At 41.2% G+C, this 22,938-nt stretch carries 21 protein-coding genes; 14 read left to right on the forward strand and 7 right to left on the reverse strand.

The genetic code is table 11. From position 1 onward, the window contains the following. Nucleotides 1–32: 32 nt before the first annotated feature. Complete coding sequence (locus R2Q66_RS13725) at nucleotides 33–521, reverse strand: regulatory protein RecX (RefSeq protein ID WP_316749871.1); 489 nt, start codon at nucleotides 519–521, stop codon at nucleotides 33–35. 279 nt (nucleotides 522–800) lie between these two features. Here R2Q66_RS13725 and R2Q66_RS13730 point away from each other — a divergent pair, with 279 nt between their 5' ends. Together R2Q66_RS13730 and R2Q66_RS13735 are read left to right on the forward strand one after the other, a co-directional pair. Then, on the forward strand, nucleotides 801–3,260 hold the full coding sequence (locus R2Q66_RS13730) for a bifunctional UDP-N-acetylmuramoyl-tripeptide:D-alanyl-D-alanine ligase/alanine racemase (protein ID WP_316749872.1): 2,460 nt from the start codon (nucleotides 801–803) through the stop codon (nucleotides 3,258–3,260). Between the two features lie 9 nt (nucleotides 3,261–3,269). Continuing rightward, on the forward strand, nucleotides 3,270–3,860 hold the full coding sequence (locus R2Q66_RS13735) for a DUF502 domain-containing protein (RefSeq protein WP_316749873.1): 591 nt from the start codon (nucleotides 3,270–3,272) through the stop codon (nucleotides 3,858–3,860). Nucleotides 3,861–4,122: 262 nt separating this feature from the next. Here R2Q66_RS13735 and R2Q66_RS13740 read toward each other — a convergent pair whose 3' ends face one another. Together R2Q66_RS13740 and R2Q66_RS13745 are read right to left on the reverse strand one after the other, a co-directional pair. Further along, nucleotides 4,123–4,830, reverse strand: coding sequence for a TIGR00730 family Rossman fold protein (locus R2Q66_RS13740; protein ID WP_316749875.1), 708 nt, complete (start codon nucleotides 4,828–4,830; stop codon nucleotides 4,123–4,125). Nucleotides 4,831–4,848: 18 nt separating this feature from the next. After that, complete coding sequence (locus tag R2Q66_RS13745; protein ID WP_316749877.1) at nucleotides 4,849–6,357, reverse strand: sodium:solute symporter; 1,509 nt, start codon at nucleotides 6,355–6,357, stop codon at nucleotides 4,849–4,851. A gap of 78 nt (nucleotides 6,358–6,435) precedes the next feature. Here R2Q66_RS13745 and recR point away from each other — a divergent pair, with 78 nt between their 5' ends. The 7 genes from recR to trpA all read left to right on the forward strand — a co-directional run bounded on the left by recR (nucleotide 6,436) and on the right by trpA (nucleotide 12,744). After that, nucleotides 6,436–7,053: a recombination mediator RecR gene (gene recR / locus R2Q66_RS13750; RefSeq protein WP_316749879.1), complete on the forward strand. Its 618-nt coding sequence runs from the start codon at nucleotides 6,436–6,438 to the stop codon at nucleotides 7,051–7,053. A gap of 5 nt (nucleotides 7,054–7,058) precedes the next feature. Beyond that, nucleotides 7,059–7,874: an SDR family oxidoreductase gene (locus R2Q66_RS13755; RefSeq protein ID WP_316749881.1), complete on the forward strand. Its 816-nt coding sequence runs from the start codon at nucleotides 7,059–7,061 to the stop codon at nucleotides 7,872–7,874. A gap of 28 nt (nucleotides 7,875–7,902) precedes the next feature. Continuing rightward, on the forward strand, nucleotides 7,903–8,745 hold the full coding sequence (locus tag R2Q66_RS13760) for an alpha/beta hydrolase (RefSeq protein ID WP_316749883.1): 843 nt from the start codon (nucleotides 7,903–7,905) through the stop codon (nucleotides 8,743–8,745). 278 nt (nucleotides 8,746–9,023) lie between these two features. Continuing rightward, nucleotides 9,024–10,010: an anthranilate phosphoribosyltransferase gene (trpD, locus tag R2Q66_RS13765; protein ID WP_316749885.1), complete on the forward strand. Its 987-nt coding sequence runs from the start codon at nucleotides 9,024–9,026 to the stop codon at nucleotides 10,008–10,010. Next, on the forward strand, nucleotides 10,010–10,654 hold the full coding sequence (locus R2Q66_RS13770; protein ID WP_316749887.1) for a phosphoribosylanthranilate isomerase: 645 nt from the start codon (nucleotides 10,010–10,012) through the stop codon (nucleotides 10,652–10,654). The genes trpD and R2Q66_RS13770 overlap by 1 nt, the downstream gene beginning before the upstream one ends. A gap of 132 nt (nucleotides 10,655–10,786) precedes the next feature. Continuing rightward, a complete protein-coding gene (gene trpB, locus R2Q66_RS13775; RefSeq protein WP_316749889.1) occupies nucleotides 10,787–11,968 on the forward strand; it encodes a tryptophan synthase subunit beta in 1,182 nt (393 codons plus the stop codon). Between the two features lie 8 nt (nucleotides 11,969–11,976). Next, nucleotides 11,977–12,744 (forward strand): tryptophan synthase subunit alpha, encoded by a 768-nt coding sequence (gene trpA, locus R2Q66_RS13780; protein WP_316749891.1) that lies wholly within the window; start codon nucleotides 11,977–11,979, stop codon nucleotides 12,742–12,744. On the opposite strand, the gene nhaA is transcribed toward trpA, so the two are convergent. Next, nucleotides 12,734–13,915 carry a Na+/H+ antiporter NhaA gene (gene nhaA, locus R2Q66_RS13785; protein ID WP_316749893.1) on the reverse strand — a complete coding sequence of 394 codons (1,182 nt, stop codon included), beginning with the start codon at nucleotides 13,913–13,915 and terminating at the stop codon, nucleotides 12,734–12,736. The two genes, trpA and nhaA, sit on opposite strands and share 11 nt — an antisense overlap. A 48-nt stretch (nucleotides 13,916–13,963) precedes the next feature. Beyond that, on the reverse strand, nucleotides 13,964–14,584 hold the full coding sequence (locus R2Q66_RS13790) for an L-threonylcarbamoyladenylate synthase (protein WP_265841458.1): 621 nt from the start codon (nucleotides 14,582–14,584) through the stop codon (nucleotides 13,964–13,966). A 77-nt stretch (nucleotides 14,585–14,661) separates the two neighbouring features. Here R2Q66_RS13790 and R2Q66_RS13795 point away from each other — a divergent pair, with 77 nt between their 5' ends. Next, the gene (locus tag R2Q66_RS13795; protein ID WP_316749896.1) at nucleotides 14,662–16,326 is read left to right on the forward strand and encodes an FMN-binding glutamate synthase family protein; all 1,665 of its coding nucleotides are present in this window, start codon (nucleotides 14,662–14,664) and stop codon (nucleotides 16,324–16,326) included. 146 nt (nucleotides 16,327–16,472) lie between these two features. Here the strand turns inward: R2Q66_RS13795 and asnS are convergent, their stop codons facing one another. After that, nucleotides 16,473–17,921, reverse strand: a complete 1,449-nt coding sequence (gene asnS / locus R2Q66_RS13800; RefSeq protein WP_316749898.1) for an asparagine--tRNA ligase — start codon at nucleotides 17,919–17,921, stop codon at nucleotides 16,473–16,475. A 143-nt stretch (nucleotides 17,922–18,064) separates the two neighbouring features. Here asnS and R2Q66_RS13805 point away from each other — a divergent pair, with 143 nt between their 5' ends. Further along, nucleotides 18,065–19,399 (forward strand): HAMP domain-containing sensor histidine kinase, encoded by a 1,335-nt coding sequence (locus tag R2Q66_RS13805; RefSeq protein ID WP_316749900.1) that lies wholly within the window; start codon nucleotides 18,065–18,067, stop codon nucleotides 19,397–19,399. A 440-nt stretch (nucleotides 19,400–19,839) separates the two neighbouring features. Here R2Q66_RS13805 and sucC read toward each other — a convergent pair whose 3' ends face one another. Beyond that, nucleotides 19,840–21,033, reverse strand: a complete 1,194-nt coding sequence (gene sucC / locus R2Q66_RS13810; RefSeq protein ID WP_316749903.1) for an ADP-forming succinate--CoA ligase subunit beta — start codon at nucleotides 21,031–21,033, stop codon at nucleotides 19,840–19,842. Between the two features lie 65 nt (nucleotides 21,034–21,098). Here sucC and R2Q66_RS13815 point away from each other — a divergent pair, with 65 nt between their 5' ends. The 3 genes from R2Q66_RS13815 to R2Q66_RS13825 are packed head-to-tail and all read left to right on the forward strand — an operon-like array spanning nucleotide 21,099 to nucleotide 22,869. Continuing rightward, nucleotides 21,099–21,749, forward strand: a complete 651-nt coding sequence (locus tag R2Q66_RS13815; protein ID WP_316749904.1) for an ABC transporter ATP-binding protein — start codon at nucleotides 21,099–21,101, stop codon at nucleotides 21,747–21,749. Between the two features lie 9 nt (nucleotides 21,750–21,758). After that, a complete protein-coding gene (locus R2Q66_RS13820; RefSeq protein WP_316749906.1) occupies nucleotides 21,759–22,256 on the forward strand; it encodes a hypothetical protein in 498 nt (165 codons plus the stop codon). 4 nt (nucleotides 22,257–22,260) lie between these two features. Next, a complete protein-coding gene (locus tag R2Q66_RS13825) occupies nucleotides 22,261–22,869 on the forward strand; it encodes an HAD hydrolase-like protein (protein WP_316749908.1) in 609 nt (202 codons plus the stop codon). The last annotated feature ends 69 nt before the right edge of the window (nucleotides 22,870–22,938 follow it).

Consider the following 22,938-nt stretch of genomic DNA (forward strand, 5'->3'; position numbering starts at 1 on the left):
TGTCAAGTTTTTTTTATAAATAATTCAAGTGATTAATATAAATCATTGTCTTTCAGTACTTCCATGATCAAATTATTTTCAAAACCCTTCGTCATAAGGTACGTAATCAATTTATTCCTCCTTTTATAAGGATCAGATTCCTTGATTAAATTCGACTTTTTCTCCGCAGAAGCGAGGATTGCCTTTAGATAATCATCATAATCAATCGTGTTTAATGCCTTCAAAATCATTTTCTCCGGTACTCTTTTTAATTTAAGTGCCTGCTTGATCTTGATTTTACCCCATTTCTTGATGTTAAACTTGCCGGAAACATAAGCCTGAGCAAATCTTTCCTCATTCAAATAGTTGGTTGTGATCAGTTCAGAAATGTTTTCTTCCACCTCATCCGGCCTCAATCCCCATTCATAAAGCTTATTTCTGACCTCCTGCTGCGCACGTTCCTGATAAGCACAATAATGCTCGGCTTTGAATAAAGCGGTTTTCTTATCGTACTTAACGATTTTTTTCTCTGAATTTTCCAAGTTTACAATAATACACAATCGGTAACTACAGAATTTCATATCCTCAGCACAGAATGTAATATTGACGTTTTTAATACAAACAAAGGGATACGAACAAAAAGGACAATAAATAAAAGATCAGCAAACGTAGTATCAATAACAGAAATCCGGGGGTAGTAGCATGCACAAGCGCATCATCAAACCTAATATGGTATTAAATTGATCTGACACGACATTAAATCGATCAAAAAATCACAGCTTAACTACGGTTATCCCTGCAAATACTTTAATTTTGAAGCTATGAGCAGCACTACCTATACCATTGACCATTTTGCGGAGATTCTTCATGCAAAAGCTTTTAGTCCTCAGCCAGACCTGACCATTACCCGATTGGTAATAGATAGCAGAGCGGTTATCGACCCTGAAAGTTCTTTGTTTTTTGCCTTACAGGCGAAACGTAATGGTCATGATTATATAAAGGAGGCCTATGAAAACGGGATCAGAAGTTTTGTGATCAGCGAGGAACAATACTTTGGCATTTTTCCGGATGCAAACATGCTGCTGGTTCAAAATGTACAGCAGGCCTTGCAAACATTAGCCATTGCACACCGCGACCAATACGATTTAAAAGTGCTGGCCATTACCGGAAGCAACGGAAAAACGATAGTTAAAGAATGGCTATACCAACTTTTAGCTGCCGATTACAACATCGTTCGCAGTCCTAAAAGTTTCAATTCTCAGATCGGCGTGCCTTTGTCGGTCTGGAGTATACAAGAACAGCATACCCTTGGGATTTTCGAAGCTGGAATCTCCAAAGAAAATGAAATGGAAGCACTCCAACGCATTATTAAACCTACAATTGGGATTTTAACCAATATCGGTGAAGCACATGCAGAAGGTTTTCCCTCTCCTAAAGCAAAATTGCTCGAAAAACTAAAGCTCTTTAAGGATACCGAACTTTTCATTTATGCTCCGGAATATACCAGCGGAATACCAACAAAAGAACTACCCGGACAAACAAAATTCTCCTGGAGTTTAACGCAAAAAGCAGATTTACAGATTTCGGTTGTAGAACCAATAGCAGATAAGAGCTATATCCGCGCCCTATATAAAGGTGCAGAAATAGAATGCCTGATTCCTTTCAGTGATAGGGCTTCCATTGAAAATGGCATCATTTGCTGGGCTACGATGCTGGCTGTGGGCTATTCTGCGGAGGTGGCTAACTCCCGACTAGAAAAGCTAAACAAAGTAGGGATGCGATTGGAGTTGAAAAACGGCATCAATCAATGTTCTGTTATCGACGATTCCTATGTTGCAGATATCCCTTCCCTTGCCATTGCGCTCGACTTTCTAAATCTCCAGAATCAGCACCCTAAAAAAACATTAATCCTATCTGATTTACAGGAGACCGGGAAAAAAGAAGCCGTTCTGTATGCAGAAATCGCAGATCTGTTAAAGCAGAAAAACCTGCAACGACTTATCGGTATCGGCCCTAATATCTCTTCGATGGCCTCCTTATTTGATCTGGAAGCCTCATTTTATGAAAGCACACAAGACTTTATAGCTCATTTTCCGGAGATACATTTTTATGATGAGACGATCCTGGTAAAAGGAGCAAGGAAGTTTGAATTTGAACGCATCAGCAAAATGATCGCCCAAAAAGTCCATGATACCGTATTAGAAATCGACCTGAACGGACTAGCCGGCAACCTGCAATTCTATCGCAATAAGCTAAAACCCGGGGTCAAAATCATGGCCATGGTGAAAGCCTTTTCGTATGGAAGCGGAAGCTTTGAAATCGCCAATGTATTACAATACCATAAAGTAGATTATCTGGCAGTGGCCTATACAGATGAGGGTGTCGCACTGAGAAAAGGAGGGATTACGATGCCGATTATGGTGATGAGTCCGGAGCCTTCCGCCTTCGATGCCATCATAAAATATAAACTGGAACCGGAAATCTATAACCTCGATATCCTGAACAGCTTCATCAGATTCCTTCCCGCGGATCGCTATAATTATCCGGTGCACCTTAAAATTGATACCGGTATGCACCGCTTAGGTTTCGAAGAAACGGAGCTAAGTAACTTACTAAACACTATAAAAAACAGTAAAAAGATCAAAGTAGTATCAGCTTTCTCTCATTTAGTAGGTAGTGATGAGGTCCATCATGATGAATTTACCCAATATCAAATTCAAAGCTTCAAGTCATTTGCACAAAAGATAGCAGATGGACTCGGCTACAACTTTATCTGGCATATTTCTAATACCTCCGGAATCTCCCGTCATCCGGAAGCGCAACTGGACATGGTACGACTAGGGATCGGTTTATATGGACACGACGGTGGTTTAAACCACAATAAAGGACTACAAACCGTAGCCGTACTAAAAACTACCATCACCCAGGTCAAAGAAATCAAGGCAAATGAAACCGTTGGTTACGGCCGACAAGGCCTCTTACCTGATGGCGGAACGATTGCAACTGTTAAAATCGGCTATGCGGACGGGTATACCAGAAGATTCGGTAATGGCGTAGGTAAAATGCTGGTAAACGGAAAACTAGTGCCAACAGTTGGCGTCATCTGTATGGATATGTGTATGTTAGATGTAACCGGACTCGATGTGAAAACAGGCGATGAAGTGATAGTTTTCAATGGAAAACTAACCATCGCCATGCTCGCCGAACAAATTGAAACCATTCCCTATGAGATTTTAACTAATATTTCACAAAGGGTGAAACGGATTTATTTTTATGAGTAGTTTTGCAGCATGAACAGAATCGGTAGAGCCTTATTAAGATATATCATCAAAGGACTCTTAATTGTATTGCCTATAGCGCTAAGTATTTTTATTGTGATCGTAGCTGTAACCACTGTAGACAGCTGGTTAAACATCAACAATATTCTGGGCGTTGATCCAAATACTGGTGCAAGCAGGAACATTCCCGGACTAGGTTTAGCCCTTGTCGTAGCCATAACCCTGATTGCTGGCGTGTTCGTTACCAATTTCGTAACCGAACCCATGTACAACTGGTTTGCCAGAATCCTGGACAGACTGCCCATTCTGAAATTCATCTACTCTTCCATAAAAGACCTTACAGAAGCTTTTGTTGGAGACGAAAAGAAATTCAATAACCCCGTCCTCGTAGAAGTAGAAGGCGATTTAAAGCGAATCGGATTTCTAACCCAAAGCGACTTGACAAACATCGGACTCCCGGGAGAATCTATCGTATATTTTCCCTTTTCTTACTCTTTTGCCGGACAAGTTTATGTCGTGAAAAACGAGAAGATCAAACCGCTAAAAATGACCGCAGCAGAAGCCATGAAACTAGTCGTTTCCGGTGGTGTAAGTCATTTCTAAAATCGAACTGAAAATCTAAAGAGAATAGCCAGATCATAATAATCTGGTAATCATCATCATTGACGGATGCTGAAAATGAAAAAAGATAGTTGTGAGCCCGACATTCAAATGTTTCGCCCTTTAGCGAAAGATTTGAGGAGGGGAGCAACTATCTTTTTCATTTTAACAAGCTCTTAAAGCAATCTGCTGATGATCTTGTTCTTAACCTTTAAAACCAGGTGTTTAAACCAATCCAGCCCTTAAGCCAAACCAGCCCATAACCCTAGAAATTCGGTTTCAATACATACTTGTCGTAGAACCTGAAAATATGTTCCGCAGCTTCTTCCGCAGTATCTACTAACCTGAACAAATTCAAATCTTCTGCATGAATATTATGCTCCTGGTGCAACATCGTAGAGGTAATCCAATCTACTAAACCGCCCCAATACTCTTTTCCTACCAAAACAATCGGGAATCTGGCAATTTTACCAGTCTGAATCAAGGTAATCGCCTCGAAAAGCTCATCCATAGTCCCCATACCACCAGGCAACACGACAAACCCTTGCGAGTATTTCATGAACATCACCTTTCTGATGAAGAAATAATCAAATTCCAGCAACTTATTATGGTCAATATATTTATTGTGAAACTGCTCAAAAGGAAGGTCAATATTTAACCCTACAGACTTTCCACCATTCTGGTGCGCGCCTTTATTTCCTGCCTCCATAATCCCCGGACCACCACCGGTGATCACGCCATATCCACGTTCTGTAAGCAACCTGCCACATTCTACAGCAATCTCATAGTACTTATTTGTTTCTGCAGTTCTTGCCGATCCGAAGATGGAAACACAAGGACCGATTTTCGCTAATTTCTCAAAGCCATCTACAAATTCGGCCATTATTTTAAAGATCTGCCAGGAATCTGTAACTTTTATTTCCTGCCAGTCTTTGTTTTCAAATGCACTTCTAATTTTCTCTTCACTTGTCATTCTATAGCTATTTAGGTCTTAAAATCTTGTTTGTGATGCTGTTTTTTTACTGATCAGCAACAGTCCGATAAAGGTGATTAATCCGTTCAAGAGGATCAGTTCCACACTAAATGTGTAGCCGCCTAGTAAAGTGGCGGAGTTCGCATTGAGCAGGTAACACACTGCAGGGGATAGGATACATACTAAAGGTACTAATTTATCATGAAGTCCTCTTTTCTTCACAAAAAGGCCAAAACTATACAAACCAAGTAGAGGCCCATAAGTATAAGAGGCCACCTTAAAGATACCTTTAACGACAGATTCATCATTTAAAGTATTGAAAACAATGATCACGACAAACATTAACAGCGAAAACGCCACATGCACCAGATGTCTTTTCTTTACGGCACCTTCGGCATTGGCCTGATCAGCTTTATCCATGTGCAGGAAATCTACACAGAACGAGGTGGTCAAAGCGGTTAGTGCCGAATCTGTAGTGGCAAAAGTTGCCGCTGTTAATCCGAGCATGAACACAATAGCGGGCACTACACTCAAATGATTCAGTGCGATCTCCGGAAAAAGAAAATCCGTTCTTGGCTTTCCGGTTAAGTGATCCACAGGAATCTCGATGCCATTTTTAGCGGCGTAGATATATAACAAAGCTCCTACACTCAGGAAAAAGATATTCAGGATCACAAAAATCCCTGTGAAAGTGAACATATTTTTCTGTGCTTCGCCAATAGTTTTCATACTCAGGTTTTTTTGCATCAAATCTTGATCCAAACCTGTCATGGCAATCGTCACAAAAACACCACCAATAAACTGCTTACTGAAATGGAAGCTGTTAGTCATAAAGTCCTCGTAGAAGAAGATCTTGGCATAACCACTTGATTTGATGGCTTCAAAGGCTTGCGGGATGTTCATGTCCAGACTGTTGCAAATAAAATACAGTGTCAGGAAGACCGATAATACCAGGAAAAATGTTTGTAAAGTATCCGTGATGATGATGGTTTTCAGGCCACCTTTAAAGGTATAAGACCAGATTAAAGCCAGTGAAATCAATACGGTTACCCAGAAAGGAACCCCATAACTATCGAAGATAAAACGCTGTAACACGATCACGACAAGGTACAAGCGGAAAGCGGAACCTATCGTTCTGCTGATTAAAAATATCGAAGCCGCAGTTTTATAACTGTAAAAGCCGAGTCGTTTTTCGATGTAGCTATAAATGGAAGTGAGCTTCATCCGGTAATAGAGCGGCAGCAGGACGGTCGCAATGATGATAAAGCCTACGGCATTTCCCAGTACAAACTGAAAATATTGAAACTGATTACCGGCGGGTGCACCTACTTCTCCGGGAACGGAGATAAAAGTGACACCGGATAGGGCTGTACCAATCATTCCAAAAGCAACCAGATACCATTTTGAATTCCTGTTGGCGATAAAAAAGGTGGCATTGTCAGATGACTTTTTTGAAGTAGCAAAAGCGATAATGATCAATATCAGGAAGTAACCAATCAAAAAAGACAAAAGTATAGCTGGGCTCATAGTATGTTTTTAGCAGCTAAATGTAAGAAAATCATATTTTAAAAATCAAATAACGGAAGATAAATATAAATTTGTAAAATGAACTTTTCATCCAAGCTTCTTGAAGACGCTGTCAACGAATTTTCAAAGTTACCAGGAGTCGGACAAAAGACCGCATTACGCTTGGTATTGCACCTTTTAAACAAGGAAGAAGAAGAAGTTTCGAACTTCGGAAACTCCATTATTAAGCTTCGTCAGGAGATCAAGCACTGTGCCGTATGTCATAACATTTCTGACCATTTGCACTGTGAAATCTGTACGGCTAACAAGCGCGATAAAGAAGTGATTTGTGTGGTTGAAGATACCAGAGACGTGATGGCGGTAGAGAATACCTCGCAATATTTCGGCGTTTACCATGTGTTGGGCGGATTAATTTCCCCAATGGATGGCATCGGGCCGGCAGATCTTTTTATCGATTCATTAGTGCAACGCGTAGCCACCAGTCCGGTTAAGGAAATTATTCTGGCCTTAAGCGCAACCATGGAAGGCGATACCACGCTGTTCTACCTTTATAAACGCCTTAAAGATTTCCAGATACCAATTACAGCCATTGCCAGAGGAATCGCTTTTGGGGGAGAACTGGAATATGCAGACGAAATCACCCTGGGCCGCTCGATCATTACCAGAGTCCCTTATGAAAACTCATTAATCAAATAATCAGCATGGATTTTAAGAATAAAGTAGTCATCATTACCGGTGCATCTTCCGGTATAGGAAAGGCTTGTGCCGAAGAATTTGCAAAACGTGGCGCAAACCTGGTGCTTGCCGCCAGACAATATGTAACCCTTTGCGAAATTACGGCGGAGTTGGAAAGCAAATATGGCATTCGTGCCGTTGCCGTACAAGCCGATGTGAGCAAAGAACAGGACTGCGAAGAATTGACGAAACAAGCCATCCTCAGCTTCGGTAAAATAGACATTCTGGTCAATAACGCCGGACTATCGATGCGCGCTTTATTCAACGACCTTGATCTTTCTGTATTGAAAAACCTGATGGATGTAAACTTCTGGGGCACCGTATATTGTACAAAATATGCACTACCTGAAATTTTGAAAACCAAAGGCAGTGTAATTGGCGTATCTTCTATTGCCGGCTACCGCGGATTACCGGGACGTACCGGATATTCGGCTTCCAAATTTGCCATGAATGGCTTTATGGAATCGCTAAGAACGGAAATGTTAAAAACAGGGGTACATGTGATGGTGGCTTGTCCTGGTTTCACCGCTTCCAATATCCGCGTTACCGCATTGGCAAAAGATGGTGCTGCCCATGGCGAAACCAGTATGGAAGAGGGTAAAATGATGACTGCTGATGAAGTGGCACATCGAATCGTAAACGGCATTGCCGCAAGAAAGCGTACCCTAATCATGACCGCACAAGGGAAATTAACCGTGTGGCTTAATAAACTCTTCCCTGCATTGACGGATAATCTGGTGTTCAACCATTTTACCAAAGAGAAGAATGCCTTGATTAAGTAAGTAGAATTGATGAAATAAATTAGAATTGATGAAAACCAGGTTATTATTCATGCTATTCGCTTTTGCCGGACAAATATTTACTGCTGCTGCCCAAATTAAAGTAGCGAAGGATATCGACTATGGTAAAGCCGAAGGCAAGATAAGCAACCAACTAAATATCTATTATCCGGAGGATACAATAGCTAAAAAAGGCGTTATTCTGTTCATCCATGGGGGCTCCTGGAGCAGTGGCAAAAAGGAAACGTACTGGTGGTTGGGTAGAAATCTGGCCCGCAAAGGACTGGTTGCTGTGATCATCAATTACGGTCTCGCTCCCGATCAGCAATATCCGCAAATGGCGGCCGATTGTGCGACTGCCCTAGACTGGGTTTCTCAACATATTGGTTCATACGGTGGAAATCCGGAACGGATTTTCCTGATGGGACATTCGGCCGGTGGCCATCTTGCCGAACTCATCAATGCAGATCCACAATACCTCACAGCAACCGGGTTTAAAGGGGAAATCAAAGGAGTCATCTTAAACGATGCCTTCGGACTGGATATGCAGGAATACCTCAGCAAAGCCGAAAAAGACGACAACTACTATAACTTCCTGCGCACTTTCACGGAAAATCCGGTCATCTGGACCAAAGCATCGCCATTAAACTATGTGCAGCAAATTAAAAATCCACACCTGATTTTTTACGGGGCAAAAACCTACCCAGCCATACAAATCCAGTCGGAACGACTTCAAAAGCAGTTAACCGCCCAACATATTCCCAATGAAATCCACATCATCAAGGGTAAAAAACACGTCGGCATGATCAGTCAGATGGTTTTTGGAGGCAACCAGCTTTATCAAAAGATACTGGACTTTGTAGCTCAATATTAAGCTAGAAAACCTTTCAACCGTTTGGTTCCCAGTGTAAGAATTAAAAGATATTTGCAATTTTTACTTAAAAACAAGCTTATATCCTTAATATTTCAAGAAAAATTTTGCAATTATTAAAAACTATTCCATCTTTGCTTCAGATGATACAGACAAACGTACTTAATCTTTGGTGGTGGCACAACGCATTAGCGTAGTGTAACCCCCTATCTGAACGTTTTATTTTACATAAAAATATTTTGAGGGTTGCTTTTTAAAGCAGCCCTTTTTGTTTTATACCCATGAAGAAAATACTCAACCACTTATTTGAAAATAAGACCTTCAGCAGAGCTGAGGCACAAAAAATCTTAACGGCTATTGCTTTAGGTGAGTTCAATACTTCACAGATTGCAGCTTTTATTACCGCCTACGGGATGCGTAATATCACTGTTGAGGAATTGCAGGGATTTAGAGATGCGATGCTCGACCTTTGTGTAAAGCTCGACTTCTCCGATTATGAGCTGATTGATCTTTGCGGTACTGGTGGTGATGGAAAAGATACTTTTAACATCTCTACGCTGGCTTCTTTTGTAGTTGCCGGTGCCGGTCATAAAGTAGCGAAACATGGTAATTACGGGGTGTCTTCGGGCTGCGGTTCTTCTAACGTTATCGAATACCTGGGTTATCAATTTACCAGCGATGCAGATACTTTAAAAAGAAATCTGGATACTGCCGGAATCTGCTTCATCCATGCCCCTTTGTTTAACCCGGCGATGAAAACAGTAGCGCCAATCCGTAAAGAACTGGGCGTAAAAACATTCTTCAACATGCTTGGGCCAATGTGTAATCCGGCACAGCCGAAAAACCAATTGGTAGGGGTGTTTAGTCTGGAACTTGCCCGTTTGTACGCTTATTTATACCAGGATACCGATAAGAACTATACCATTCTTCATGCAGTAAAAGGCTTTGATGAAGTTTCCTTAACCTGCGACTATAAAATCTTCAATAAAAAAGGAGAAGCCTTAGTCAAAGTAGCCGATATCGGTTTCGAAGAAATGGACGAATCCTTAATTAAAGGTGGCGACACAGTTGAGTCTTCAGCGGAAATCTTCATGAACGTATTAAACGCCAATGGGACAGATGCACAGCATAATGTGGTGCTTTGTAACGCGGCTTTAGCCATACAAACCATAGACGATACCAAATCTTTTGCCGATTGTTTCTATGAAGCCGAAGAATCTTTGTTTAGCAAAAACGCATTGAAACGCTTTAAAACCCTGATCGGATAATGAGTACTCCGCTATTGAAAATATGTGGAATGCTACACCCGGAAAATATCAGCCAGGTGGCCGCATTGCAACCCGACTATATGGGTTTCATCTTCTTTAAAGGCTCTAAAAGATATGCCGGTGTAGTATTACCAGAAGTGCTGGATACCTTAAGCGAAAACATCAAAAGAACAGGTGTCTTTGTCAATGAAACACTGGAAACAGTACTTCAACTGGTAGATAAATACCAGTTAGATGCCTTGCAATTGCACGGTGCTGAAAGCCCGGAATTCTGTCAGGTGTTGAAATTAAAGTTAAAATCAGCAATAAAAGAAGTACAAATTATTAAAGCCTTTGGTGTGAATGAAGCGTTCGATTTCAGCAGGCTAAACCCTTACGTAGGTATCGTAGATTACTTTTTGTTTGATACGCAAACTCCGGATCATGGTGGCTCCGGGATGCTGTTCGATTGGCAATTGCTCCAGAAATACAGCCTCGATGTCCCTTATTTTTTAAGTGGCGGAATCGGTGTAGAAAGCGTGGAAATGCTGAACAGAATTACAGATCCGAGACTATTTGCTATCGATGTGAACAGTAAATTTGAAATAGCACCCGGACTAAAAGACCTCGCTAAACTAAAGGAATTTAAAAGCCGTTTAGCTTAAAGAGGATAGCCGGCCAATAAAAAGGCAAACAGAAAAATTAGAATAAACAGTAGCCAGTTGTAAATGTATAAATGATCAAAAGGATAATAACCCCAACAGCCTTAGATCAGGATAAAAAATAAGAACAAGATTATGAACTATTTTGTAAACGAAAAGGGATACTTTGGTGATTTTGGAGGAGCATACATCCCTGAAATGCTGTATCCTAATGTAGAGGAACTGAGAACCAAATACCTGGAGATCATTGCAGAAGAAAGCTTCCAGAAGGAGTTTCATCAACTGTTAAAAGATTACGTAGGCAGGCCTTCGCCATTATACCTGGCCAAACGCCTTTCGGAAAAATACGGTGCGAACATCTTCCTGAAAAGAGAAGATCTGAACCATACCGGAGCGCATAAGATCAACAATACCATTGGTCAGATTCTGGTTGCAGAGCGATTAGGAAAAAAACGCATCATTGCAGAAACCGGTGCAGGACAGCATGGTGTGGCTACAGCTACCGTATGTGCTTTGCGCGGATTAGAATGCGTAGTTTACATGGGCGAAATCGACATCGCTCGTCAGGCACCTAACGTAGCCAGAATGAAAATGCTGGGTGCAACCGTAGTATCCGCAACTTCCGGTAGTAAAACACTGAAAGATGCGACCAATGAGGCCATGCGCGACTGGATCAATAACCCAATCGACACCCATTACATCATCGGTTCCGTAGTTGGTCCACATCCTTACCCGGATATGGTCGCTACTTTTCAATCGATCATTTCAGAAGAAACAAAAAAACAATTAATTGAGCAGACTGGTAACGATCAACCAGATTACGTATTGGCTTGTGTAGGTGGTGGAAGTAATGCCATGGGCATGTTCTATCATTTCATCAACGATGAAAACGTGAAACTTATCGCCATCGAAGCGGCAGGTATGGGGGTAGACAGCGGTCATTCTGCGGCAACCACTGCTTTAGGTAAAGAAGGTGTATTACATGGGAGCAGAAGTATCCTGATGCAAACAGAAGACGGACAGGTGATTGAGCCGTATTCGGTCTCTGCCGGACTGGATTATCCAGGTGTAGGCCCTCAGCACGCGCATTTGTTCAAGACTTTAAGAGCAGAATATGTTTCTGCAACGGATGATGAAGCCTTACAGGCAGGTCTGTTACTGACGCAATTGGAAGGAATTATTCCGGCAATTGAAAGCGCTCACGCCTTAGCGCATTTAGAGAAAATGAAGTTTACAGGTAACGAAAATGTCGTGATTTGTTTGTCCGGAAGGGGAGATAAAGACATGGATACCTATATGAAGTATTTTGGTTTATAAGCACAGCAATGAATAGAATTAATAAGTTATTTCAAGAGAAAAAAAACATACTATCCATCTATTATACCGCGGGTTACCCGAACTTAGGGGATACTGTAGCTATTGCCGAAGAGCTGGAAAGATCTGGTGCAGACCTGTTGGAAATCGGTTTTCCGTATTCTGACCCTGTTGCCGATGGACCAGTGATTCAGGCCAGCAGTAAAACTGCTTTAGATGCTGGTATGACGCTTAAACTGTTGTTTGAACAACTGAAAGACCTGCGTAAAACCGTGAGCATCCCTGTATTATTAATGGGCTATGTGAACCCTTTATTACAATATGGCGTGGCTAACTTTTGCAAATCATGTGCGGAAGTAGGAGTAGACGGATGTATCGTTCCGGATCTTCCAATGGCAGAATACGAGGAGTTCTATGCCAACGATTTTAAACAATACGACCTAACCAATATCTTCCTGGTTACGCCTCAAACGGCTCCGGAAAGAATTCAAAAGATCGATAGTTTAAGTAACGGATTCATTTACCTGCTTTCTTCTTCGGCTACCACCGGACAAAATCTACAGGTATCTGAAGGTACAGAGGCTTACTTCTCGAGAATCGCAGCCTTGAAATTAAAGAACCCAACCATGATTGGTTTCGGGATCAGCAGCAAAGAAACCTTTGATAAAGCTTGTCAGTATGCTAACGGAGCCATCATCGGTAGTGCTTTTGTGAAGAACCTCAAAGCCGATGATGTATCCGGTAGCGTGAAAGAATTTATGAAAACATTTAAGCCGTAACGGCTTTCTTTTTGTTGATTGATTTCAGGTAGATAAAACCTGCTAATCCAGCAATTACAGAGGCGCAAAGGATGGCAAATTTAGCCTCCGTAACATGCATCTCGTCGCTGAAAGACAATAGGGAAATAAAGATCGACATGGTAAAACCAATTCCGGCAAGCATACCTAATCCGATGATGTGCTTCCAACCGGATCTGGAAGGTAAAGTTCCTAATTTGAGCTTTACTGCAATCCATGAAAATAAAGTAACCCCTATTGTTTTTCCGGCAAAAAGCCCGAGAACAATCCCCATTCCTAATGGAGAAACCAGGCCACCCAACATTTCCTTCTGAAAAGTAATGTTCGTATTTGCCAAAGCAAAGATGGGCATGATAAAGTAATTCACCGGGCCGTTTAATAAATGCTCTAGTTTTTCGAGCGGAGATTCAACACTTGTCTTGTTCGTAGGAATCGCAAAAGCCAGTAATACCCCTGCAATCGTGGCATGAATACCAGAATGGTGGATAAAATACCAAAGGAAAACCCCTGGAATCAGGTAGAAAAATAAGGCTTTTAAGTTCAGGTAATTGAATAAGAATAAGACCGCACAGACACCTGCTGCCATCAAAAGATAATCAAAATGTACCTCATTGGTGTAAAATACCGCAATCACGAGGATCGCTCCAAGGTCGTCTACAATGGCCAAAGCCGCTAAAAACACCTTTAAAGAAGTCGGAACACTTTTGCCCAGCATCGAAATGATGGCCAATGCAAAGGCAATATCGGTAGCCATTGGAATTCCCCAGCCACTTGCCGAAGGCGTACCATGGTTGAAAGCAAAGTAAATTCCTGCAGGAACCAGCATACCACCCAATGCCGCAATAACCGGCAGGGAAGCTTTTTTCATGGAAGACAGTTCCCCTTCCAGCAGTTCTCTTTTGATTTCGAGACCAACCAGCAGGAAAAATACCGCCATTAAAGCATCATTAATCCAGGCAGAAACAGTGAAAGATAAATTGGTTTCCCCAAAGGTGAGGCCTAGATTGGTGTTTAGTAAGTTTGCAAATCCAGCACTAAAAGAAGAGTTTGCGATAAATAAAGAGATTGCCACACAGGCCAGAAGGATGATACCCCCAATTTGTCCGGAACGGAAAAAATCCCTGAATGCTTGTAAATTTAAAAGTTTCGCCATGTGCTAAAGATAAGGAATATGAGATTAAAGGGGGAATTAGGCAAGTGATTAAAGGAAACTTTCGAGGTCTCCTTTTCCTTCACGGATAATTTCAAATGATCCGGAAGTACAATCTACCACGGTAGAAGGTTCATTGTCACCAAATCCGCCATCAATCACCAGGTCTACGCTGTCTTCATATTTCTCATGAATCAACTCAGGGTCCGTAGAATACTCAATCACATCATCGTCGTCTCTGATGGAAGTCGATAAGATCGGGTTTCCCAATAGCTTTACAATTTCTCTGGCAATGTCATTATCCGGCACCCTGATACCCACTGTTTTCTTTTTAGAGCTCAACAGCTTGGGTACATTATTACTCGCATTAAAAATGAAAGTAAAAGGACCGGGAAGGGCTTTTTTCAAGACCCTGAAAGTAGTCGTGTCAATCGGTTTGATAAAATCTGAGATGTGTCTCAAATCCGAGCAGATGAAAGAGAAATTGGCCTTTTCAGGTTTAATGCCGCGCAGGCGACAAATTTTCTCTACTGCCTTTTGGTTGGTAATGTCGCAACCTAATCCGTAAATGGTATCGGTAGGGTAGATGATGATGCCTCCTTTTTTCAAGACTTCAACAACTTCTTCAATTGCCTTAGGATTTGGGTTTTCAGGATAGATTTTTATGAGCATGTGTAAATTTACACAATCTTTGTACCGAAACGGGTTTATTGTTGTTGTATTGATATGTTTTCATTAATTTATCTTTTATGAGAAAAGCTTTTATTGCAATTGCTGCATTTTTGGTCGCTGCGACGCTGATGATCAGCTTCGCCTGGCCACCCTTTTATTGGGCATTTATTTTTATCGGCCCAATCATTCTGCTCGGAATTTATGATTTGTATCAACCGAAGCACAGTATTGTCAGAAACTATCCGGTAATCGGGAGGTTAAGGTATCTGGCGGAAGACCTCCGCCCAAAAGTGTACCAGTATTTTGTAGAAAGTGATACCAATGGAAAACCTTTCAGCAGGTTAAACCGCTCGCTGATTTACCAGCGTGCTAAACGCGAAAACGATACCATTCCTTTTGGAACCCAGCTCGATGTATATGAGAATGGCTACGAATGGTTGAGTCACAGCATCGCGGCAATCAGTCACACCGAACTCAACGAAGATCCAAGAGTGCTGGTAGGCGGCCCGGAATGTAAGCAGCCTTATTCAGCAAGTATCTATAATATTTCAGCGATGAGTTTTGGTTCATTGAGTCAGAACGCGATTCTGGCCTTAAACGGCGGTGCAAAACTCGGAAACTTCGCACACAATACCGGAGAAGGTGGAATCAGTGATTACCATGCCGGTCCGGGAGGTGATTTAATCTGGCAGATCGGTACCGGTTATTTCGGATGCCGTCACCATGATGGAACGTTCAACTTCGAAGCATTCGGAGAAAAAGCAAGGACAGAACACGTGAAAATGATAGAGATCAAGTTATCTCAGGGGGCTAAACCCGGCCATGGCGGGATCTTACCGGCTAAGAAAGTATCCGCAGAAATTGCCAGAATCCGTTTGGTGAAAGAAGGATTTGATGTGATTTCTCCACCTTCACATTCGGCTTTCAAAACCCCACTGGAAATGGTAGATTTTGTACAAAAACTCAGGGAACTATCCGGCGGAAAACCGATTGGTTTTAAACTCTGTATTGGCCGCAGAAGCGAGTTTTTTGCGATCTGTAAAGCCATGTCGGAAACCGGTATCTATGTTGATTTTATCACGGTAGACGGGGGAGAAGGCGGTACCGGAGCAGCTCCACAGGAATTTTCTAATGCCGTCGGGATGCCATTGAGAGAAGGTATAGCCTTTGTTTATGACGTGCTTACCGGTTTCGATTTAAAACAACACATTAAAATCATTGCTTCAGGGAAAGTGGCTTCGGGCTTTGATCTGGTGAAGAACATTGCATTAGGTGCAGATTTGTGTAATTCCGCAAGAGGAATGATGTTTGCCTTAGGTTGTATCCAGGCTTTGGAGTGTAACAGCAATACTTGTCCAACAGGAGTGGCCACTCAGGATGCCAGTTTGATGAAAGGGCTGGTTGTAGAGGACAAAAAGGTGCGGGTGCATAACTTCCATAAACTTACCGTTGGTAGTGCTGTAGAGCTCCTTGGAGCGGCTGGCTTACACCATACTTATCAATTGACAAGAGCTTATATCAATAGAAGAATTGCACCGAATGTGATGCAGTCGTATATGGAGACTTTTCCTTATATCCCGACAGGGAGTTTATTGAAAACGCCTTACCCGCTGCGGTTTGAGCTGGGCATGGCATTAAGTACTTCCAGCAGTTTTAATCCAACAGATTACAAGATTTCTGCGGTAGATTATGCTCATGCAAATTCTTACCATGATAACCTGCCACCAGCTGCGCAAAGTTAAGCCAGCAGCTGCGCAATGCTAAAGCGGACAGGGAAATAAAACACCTAAAAAGAAAAGGCCGGAATTTCACAATTCCGGCCTTTTCTTTTATATCAAACCGCTTAAAGCGCGGCTAAATCTGTAGCTTAAAACGTTAAGCTTTGTATTTAAAACTCTGCGTTTTTTGGGAAACGAGGGAAAGCGATTACGTCTCTGATGTTCGTCATACCACTCACAAAAAGAACCAGTCTTTCGAAACCTAATCCGAAACCGGCATGTGGCGCTGAACCAAAACGTCTCGTGTCTAAATACCACCAAAGTTCTTCCTGAGGGATATTCAACTCTTCCATTCTCTGAGTCAGTTTATCTAAACGTTCTTCTCTTTGAGAACCACCGATCATTTCACCGATACCAGGGAAAAGAATGTCCATTGCGGCCACTGTTTTTCTACCTTGAGCATCTGGCTCATTCTGACGCATATAGAAAGATTTAATATCTGCCGGGTAATCTGTTAAGATCACTGGTTTCTTGAAATGTTTCTCTACCAGGAAACGCTCATGTTCTGATTGTAAATCTGCACCCCACTCATCAATAAGATACTTAAATTGTTTCTTTTGATTTGGTTTAGAAGACCTTAAAATCGCGATCGCTTCGGTATAAGTTAAACGCTCGAAATCATTGTCTAAGCAGAAGTTTAACTTGTCAATCAGCGACAATTCACTACGCTCATTCTGAGGTTTAGTTTTCTCTTCTTCCAGTAAACGGTTGTTTAAGAAATCAATTTCCTCTTTACAGTTATCTAAAGCATATTTGATGACATATTTCATCATATCCTCAGCCAGCTGCATGTTATCTTCCAGGTCTGCAAAAGCAACCTCTGGTTCAATCATCCAGAATTCGGCAAGGTGACGGGTAGTATTGGAGTTTTCAGCTCTGAAAGTAGGGCCAAAAGTATAAATCTGTCCAAAAGCCATCGCTGCTAATTCCCCTTCTAACTGTCCGGAAACAGTAAGGTTGGTAGCGCGGGCAAAGAAATCCTGAGAGAAATCTACTTTACCATCATCTGTTCTTGGCGTATTGTCGAAATCTAAAGTAGTTACTTTAAACATTTCACCAGCACCTTCTGCATCAGAAGCGGTAATGATTGGGGTATGCATATACGTAAACCCTTTTTCATTATAAAACTGGTGTATTGCAAAAGATAAAGCATGACGCAATTTGAAAACCGCATTGAACGTATTGGTACGGAAACGTAAATGCGCGATTTCTCTTAAAAACTCTAAACTATGTTTCTTAGGTTGTAATGGGAATTTTTCCGGATCACTATCTCCTAAAATTTCAATAGTAGTCGCTTTTACATCAACACGCTGTCCTTTACCAACAGATTCTACGATTGTACCGGTTACTGCGATAGCAGCACCTGTAGTAATGCGTTTCAATAAATCTTCAGGCGTATTATTAAAGTCAACAACAATCTGGATATTTCCCATGCAGGAACCATCATTAATTGCAATAAACTGGTTGTTACGGAAAGTACGTACCCAACCCATTACTGTTACTTCTCTGTCGAACTGCTCTGTCTCTAACAGGCTTTTTACTTTTTCTCTTTTGATCATGATTTTGTTGTGGAGAGGTTCAAAAATAAGGATTTAATCAATAAATCGGGAAGAACCAGGCGCTTATCTTCAATTGTTAATTGATTTTTTTAATGATTCTTAATATATTAAGTTTGCATGGCAACATCTCAATCTCAATTAACGTGCAATCAAAACCTAAAAAGTATTTCTGGCAAAATCCTATTGGCGGAATAGGGGAGTTTTCTCTGGAAGAACGCATTTTTAATACCATGTGTATTTTTGCGTTTTTCGCGATGCTGATCGAAGCCCCTTATAATTATTTCGCGAAACTCGATGTGCTCGCCTGGTTATGCTGTGCGTGTATGGTGTTTATTGTGGGATTGTACTACCTATCCAGGATTAAGCGGAAATCTTCCCTGGCCATTACCCTGTTCTGTATCGCGAGTAACCTGACTTTTATCTATTGTTATTTTTACAACTCCGGGATACTGGGCCCGAACATCCTGCTTTTTGCACTTTCATTTTTCTACATCATTGCCATTATCCCAAAAGCGCAATACAAGTTCTGGGTTCCGGTAAATATGCTGGTGGTGTTATCCGTGCTGGCTGTAGAGTATCACTGGCCGCAACTGGCGCCCGAACTTTACCTCAATTCCTTGCTAAAAACCATTGATTTTGCCGTTACCTACATAATAGCTGTGATTTTAATCTTTCTGTCCATAGCCTATATGCGGAAAAACTATGAATATGAACGCTTGTCTGTAGAGCAGCGCAACCGCGAGATAGAAGCCCAAAAGGATGAAATTCTATTGCAAAAAGCGAAGCTGGAGCATTTAAACCAGGAAAAAGACCGGCTATTGTCTATCGTGGCCCATGATGTCAGGATGCCCCTCAGTTCTATTCAAGGGTATCTGGAGATATTAACCACCATCGGATTGGATGAGGAAGAGAAACAAGTGATCAAAGGGCAGCTGTTGAAAATTACCAGAGACAGTTCCGAAATGCTTCTGAACCTGTTGTCCTGGTCTAAAACACAACTCAAAGGGAGTCAGGTGACGCTTAAGGCTATGGATGTCAATGAAGCATTGCAAGGCTGGTTGAGAGTAGAACATGCTATTGCGCTTAGAAAAGGAATCCGCTTGCGGATGCTTACTGCCGGACAACTTTATGTGATGGCTGATCACGATATGTTGCAGCTGGTGATACGGAATCTGGTCTCTAATGCGCTAAAATTCACTCCGGAAGGAGGGGAGGTAGTCATTTCTACCCGTTATCGCGACAACATGGGTCTGATCATTATATCCGACAATGGAATCGGTATTACGCCCGAAAAGCAGGAACGTCTGTTCCAGCTTCATGCTTCCCCAACTTATGGCACCAATAACGAAAAGGGGATCGGCCTCGGCTTACTCTTGTGTAAGGAGTTTACCGAAAAGCAACAAGGAAATATCTGGTTCGAAACAGAAATCAATAAAGGTTCTGTTTTTTATGTTTCTTTAAAACTGGAGCTTATTTAGGGCTTATTTTTGGTCTTTTCTGATGTTTGCTGATTTTAAATGGATATTAACCTTGTTTTTTCATGTGATTTGTAGTTTTAAGCGATTAAAAATCAAAATATTGCTTTTTTATAAAATAATTAATGCTTTTTTGTGCTAATTATTGATGTTATTTTGGTGTTTTTGATGTAATCATCCTCTTTAATTGTTATTTAAGCAGTTGTTTTGCTATTACATCAGATTTATCCCCATTTATTTTTAAATAAATTGTGAATTGTCTCTTTAAATTCTATATTTGTGTCAGCTCGTTTAATTTATATTTGGTTAAAGCGGCCTACAGTTGGATGACTGTAGGCCGCTTTTGTATTTAACCCTAAAAAACTGTCAGATCAAAATATAGCGCATAAAAAAAAGCCAGTTGAATGAACAACTGACTTTTATAACTGATAAAGATATTGAGCTTATAAAGCCAATACTTTAGTTACTAAATCTGCGGCATCTTTCAATGCGATTGCAGAATATACTTTTAATCCTGATTCGTCGATTAACTGTTTCGCTTCAGCGGCATTAGTACCTTGTAAACGACAGATAATTGGTACAGGGATATCACCGATTTCTTTGTAAGCATCGATTACACCTTGAGCAACACGGTCGCAACGAACGATACCACCAAAGATATTGATCAGAATAGCTTTAACATTTGGATCTTTAAGGATGATGTTGAAACCTGCTTTTACAGTTTGTGCATTTGCAGTTCCACCAACGTCTAAGAAGTTAGCCGGCTCGCCACCTGCGATTTTGATGATGTCCATAGTCGCCATAGCTAAACCAGCACCGTTAACCATACAGCCAACATTACCATCTAATTTCACATAGTTTAAGTTAGACTCACTTGCTTCCACATCTGTTGGATCTTCTTCCAGTTTATCACGCATTGCTGCATAATCAGGATGACGGAACAAAGCATTCTCATCTAAATCAACTTTAGCATCAACAGCGATGATTTTGTCATCAGAAGTTTTCAATACCGGGTTGATTTCAAACATTGCAGAGTCAGTAGCATCATAAGCTTTGTAAAGCGCAGTGATAAATTTCACCATGTCTTTGTGAGCAGCACCACTTAATCCTAGATTGAAGGCAATTTTACGAGCCTGGAATCCTTGAAGACCAACTTTAGGGTCAATCTCTTCTTTGAATATTAAATGAGGAGTTTTTTCTGCAACTTCTTCAATATCCATTCCACCTTCGGTAGAATACATAATGATATTAGTTCCAGTTGAACGGTTTAAAAGCACGCTCACATAGAATTCTTTAGTTTCAGACGCTCCAGGATAGTAAACATCCTGTGCTACTAAAATCTTGTTAACTTTCTTACCTTCCGGGCCAGTCTGAGGAGTAACCAATTGCATACCTAAAATATCGGTAGCTCTTTGGGCAACTTCTTCCAGGTTTTTCGCCAGCTTTACGCCACCGCCTTTACCTCTTCCGCCTGCATGGATTTGTGCTTTAATCACAACCCAATCAGAATTGTAGTCGGTTTTCATTTTTTTAGCCGCTTCTACAGCCTGCTCAACCGTATGGGCAACGACGCCTTCTTGTACGGCTACACCAAAACTTTTAAGTATTTCTTTACCTTGATATTCGTGGATATTCATTTGCTGAAAAAATTTGTCCAAATCTACAATTTCAGATTGGTTTTAAAAACAGTAAGTTTGCATTTATGCTAAAAGCAACAGGTATAAAGAAAGCTTATGGAAATTTACCCATCCTTAAAGGGGTAGATTTTGAGGTCGAAAAGGGAGAAATTGTCAGCATTATCGGCGCTTCCGGTGCGGGAAAAAGCACCCTGCTGCATATTTTGGGCACTTTAGACAAGCCAGACGAAGGAATTGTAGAATTAAACGGAGCGAAAGTAAATCAGCTTTCCGGAGAACTACTTAGTGTATTTCGTAACAAAAACATAGGCTTTGTTTTTCAGTTCCACCACCTGTTGCCGGAGTTTAGCGCCCTGGAGAACATTTGTATCCCTGCATTTATCGCTAAAACCAGCAAAAAAGAGGCAGAGCATCGCGCAATGGAGCTTTTAGACCTCTTAGGATTGAAAGATCGCGCCTCGCATAAACCAAATGAATTGTCGGGTGGAGAACAACAACGAATTGCCGTAGCCAGAGCCCTTGTAAATCGTCCTGCCATTATCCTGGCGGATGAACCTTCCGGAAATCTGGACTCGGCCAATGCCAACGCTTTACACGAATTTTTTATCACCCTGCGCGATAACTTTAAACAAACCTTTGTGATCGTTACCCACAACGAAGGACTAGCAGAAATCAGTGACAGGGTAGTGACCATGAAAGACGGATTAATCATATAATATTTTATTTTGAGAATACTAATTACAGGCGGTAAATCTGCCTCAGCATTAAAGCTGCTGAAAGCTTTTGCCAGCCACCATATACTACTTGCTGATTACGGAGATATGCCTGCATTCTCTTCGCCAGCGTATCAAATGCATTCTTTAGGCATCAGAAACGACGATACTACAGCGCATGCTTTATTGAACAACTGTTTGGATGAAGAAATAGAAGTACTCTTGCCAATTCACGATTTTGAAATTGAAGCGGTCGCTAAATCTATGGTCTTGTTTGAAGAATTCGGGATTCGCGTATTGCTTCCGGAACCTGCTGATCTGCCAAAATATTTAAGCACAGCAAAGCAATCCGGCGATTGGGCATTGTACCAGGAAGGTATATTGCAATTCCCTGAAAATGCCAGCGAAGCACAAAAAGAACTGGGCTTAAAAGAAAAATTGAATGGCGTGTTTTATACCTTAGACAGTCCTGAAGGCCTGAAACCAGTTTTATTTACCATCAATTCTTAACCTCATGACACCAGAACAATTCTTAAAAGACAAAAAAGCATTCGTTTTTGAGCTGGACAATGTAATCTATCCTGAAAAGGATTATCTATTGCAGGTTTACTACCTGTTTGCGCAGTTTATTGAATATGGCGAACAATTAAACTCATCGGATATTGTAAAATATATGCAGGAGCAATATCTTGCTGAAGGGCCGGAAAACCTATTTGAAAAAACGGCTGCGGAGTTCAAAATTCCAGAGAAGTATAAAGTTAATTTTGATTTGGTGATGCAAAATGCAAAGTTGCCATTGAAGTTGCTTATTTATAATAAAGCGCTTACTTTCTTGCAGGAAATTGTTGCTGCCGGTAAACAAGTGTTTTTATTTGTAGATGGCGATCCTTTGATGCAGTTAAATAAAATCAGACAGGTAGAATGGAATGGTTTAGAAAAGAACCTGGTACTTTATTTTTCTGAAGAATCTGAGCCTAAACCGAGCACCCTGGGGATCGAAATGATCATGGAACGACATAATTTAAAGCCGGAAGAAGTAGTATTGATCGGAGCGAAATCTGCAGATCAGAAATGTGCGGTAAACGCCAAAATCGGATACCTGTCCGCAGACCTGATTCAGTAATAGAAAACACATAAAATCACCTGATTATCACCAGGATATGCGGAATTTTCGCAATCTTTGTGTATTAAA

Origin of the sequence: Pedobacter gandavensis (assembly GCF_032677645.1) — a bacterium.
GTDB classification, from domain to species: domain Bacteria; phylum Bacteroidota; class Bacteroidia; order Sphingobacteriales; family Sphingobacteriaceae; genus Pedobacter; species Pedobacter gandavensis_A.